General features: G+C 69.5%; 3 protein-coding genes. 1 reads left to right on the forward strand and 2 read right to left on the reverse strand.

The features are described 5' to 3' along the window. Positions 1–180: 180 nt before the first annotated feature. A complete protein-coding gene (locus QMK24_RS41105; RefSeq protein WP_283472028.1) occupies positions 181–549 on the forward strand; it encodes a VOC family protein in 369 nt (122 codons plus the stop codon). A 48-nt stretch (positions 550–597) separates the two neighbouring features. On the opposite strand, the gene QMK24_RS41110 is transcribed toward QMK24_RS41105, so the two are convergent. Next, a complete protein-coding gene (locus tag QMK24_RS41110) occupies positions 598–1,443 on the reverse strand; it encodes a transposase family protein (protein ID WP_283472029.1) in 846 nt (281 codons plus the stop codon). Between the two features lie 56 nt (positions 1,444–1,499). Next, positions 1,500–1,955: a hypothetical protein gene (locus QMK24_RS41115; protein WP_283472030.1), complete on the reverse strand. Its 456-nt coding sequence runs from the start codon at positions 1,953–1,955 to the stop codon at positions 1,500–1,502. Between the last annotated feature and the right edge of the window lie 164 nt (positions 1,956–2,119).

Here is a 2,119-nt window from a genome sequence, read left to right on the forward strand (position 1 = left end):
GTGGCTGCGCCATCTTGAAGTGGCTGGTCAACAGGGGTGGCGTGACCCCGTTTCGGGGTGCTCGTGCTGGTCGTGGGCGGCAGTCTGGGGTGTAGATCGTCCGGCGGGGTGGTTTTGCCGATGAGTTCACCGTCCTCGAACGGTCTACCCAGCGACACGACCGTTCGCGACAGGAGTGCCATGTCCACCATCCAGCCAGTGATCATCACTGCCGACCAAGACGCCCTGGTCGGCTTCTATACGAAATTGTTCGGCGCCGAGGAGATCTTCCGGGTACCGGCGGAAGGCCCGGCCTTCTACCTCGGCTTGCGCATCGGCGACACCGACCTCGGGCTGGTGGCCAAGACGAACCCGGGGACCGGGGCGGCACCGCGGATCCTGCTCAGCATCGGTGTCGACGACGTCGACGAGACGCTCGGCCGGGTGACGGCGCTGGGCGGCTCGGTCCGCGGCGGCCCCAACGACATGCCGTGGGGACAGCGCGTCGCCCACATCCAGGACCCCGACGGCAACCCGGTGAACCTCACCCAGCCGATCCCGGCTCAGTGACGCTGCTCCGGGGAGCTTGTGCTGGTCGCGGGCCGCCTGCGGTAGAGATCAATTTCCTGCAGTGGCCTCGATGTTCGTCAGTACGAGCAGCGCGCGAAGCAGGTGGGTGGCGCGGGCGGGGTCAGTGCGGAGCTTGGTGAGGATCCGCCAGTTCTTCAGGTGGGCGAACCCGCGCTCGACGGGCGCGCGTCCGGCGGCCAGAACCCGGTTCGCCGTCTTCTGCCCGGGGGTGAGCTTGCGGTAGCGGGTGGCCTTGAAACCGGTCACGATGACCAGGTCATCGGGGTCGTCGGGCTTGTCCACGCCGAGGAAGCCCAGGTCGGCGAGCGCGCCGAGGCCGGCCGCCTTGAGATGTTCGACGAGATGGTCGTGGCGGGCGGCGGTGGCGTCGTGGGTGCGGCCGGGCCGCGCGGCGGAGATCCAGATCAGGCGGCCCCTCTCGTCGGTCAGGGCGAGGAAGTGCAGGCCGTGACGGTGGTGCTTGCCGGAAAAGTGTTTTCGGTTGTCGCGGCCGGTGCGGCGCTGGGTGGCGATGAGGGTGCCGTCGACCAGGACGACTTCCCCGCCCCGCTTCGCGATCTTCTTCAGGGCCCGGTCCAGGCGCGGAGCGCGGGCGGCGAGCAGGTGGATCATCTCGTCGCGCCAGCGGCGGACGGTGGACTCGGCGATGTTGTTGCCGCCGGCCATGTCGGCCAGGCGCTGATCGTGGCGGAGCACGGCCAGGACGATCACCGCGATCTTCCCCGGCGGCAGCGACCGCCAGCGCGAACCTATCGATTTCAGGTGACGCCGCAGCAGGCTGGCGAGGTGGTTGACGGTGCTCGTGGACAGCGGCAGACGGCACTGGTAGACAAGGGACACGGTGTCCCCGATGTGCTCTTCGGTTTTGCTCACACATTCCCAACGAGCCCCGGGGGCACCGTAGTTACGTCCGCCCCAGGAACTGCGGGTCACGGGCGGACGGTGAACCGCCCGTCGGGACGCTTGTGCAGCCAGCCGCGATCGGCCAGTTTCGTCAGCTTCCCGCGCAGCGGCTCCACCTTGCCCCGCACCCCGGTGTCCAGCCCGAGCGCCTCGCCCACCTGCCGGACCATGACCGGCCCGCCAGCAGCGCGGACGGAAGCGAGAATGCGCTGGTACTCCGGCGGGAGCGCGGTCTCGGCCATCTCCGGGGCGCGGTGCGGGATCAGCAGCACCTCCTTCCCGCCCACCTGCGCGACAGCCGGCGCCGTCGCGGCCCGTTCGGCGGCGACCTGCCCGCCCATCCGGGCCAGGACCCGCTCCGCCGCCGCCAGGTCCTCGCGTTCGGCCCGTACCTCGGCCAACTGCTTGACCAGCTGTTCTTCCAGATCGTCCAACTCCGCGCGGCGTACCGCGATCCGCTCCTGCACCTCGGGATCCACCATGCGCCGGATCGTAGGGAGGAGAACGAGGCGGCGGACCGGAACAGGCGAACCGCCCTGCCCGACGATCTACATGCTGGACACTGCCCCGCCACCAGCCCGAGCAGCCTCACCCGCCATCACACCAGAGGCCCTGACCAGCCAGAATCAAGATGGCGGAGCTTCAG

The organism is Streptomyces sp. PH10-H1, from assembly GCF_030063355.1.
In the GTDB taxonomy this organism is placed as follows: domain Bacteria; phylum Actinomycetota; class Actinomycetes; order Streptomycetales; family Streptomycetaceae; genus Actinacidiphila.

Excerpts from the sequence above, each read along its gene's own strand:
- QMK24_RS41105 (WP_283472028.1), top strand. The coding sequence starts at position 181 with ATGTCCACCATCCAGCCAGTGATCATCACTGCCGACCAAGACGCCCTG.
- QMK24_RS41115 (WP_283472030.1), bottom strand. The coding sequence starts at position 1,955 with ATGGTGGATCCCGAGGTGCAGGAGCGGATCGCGGTACGCCGCGCGGAG.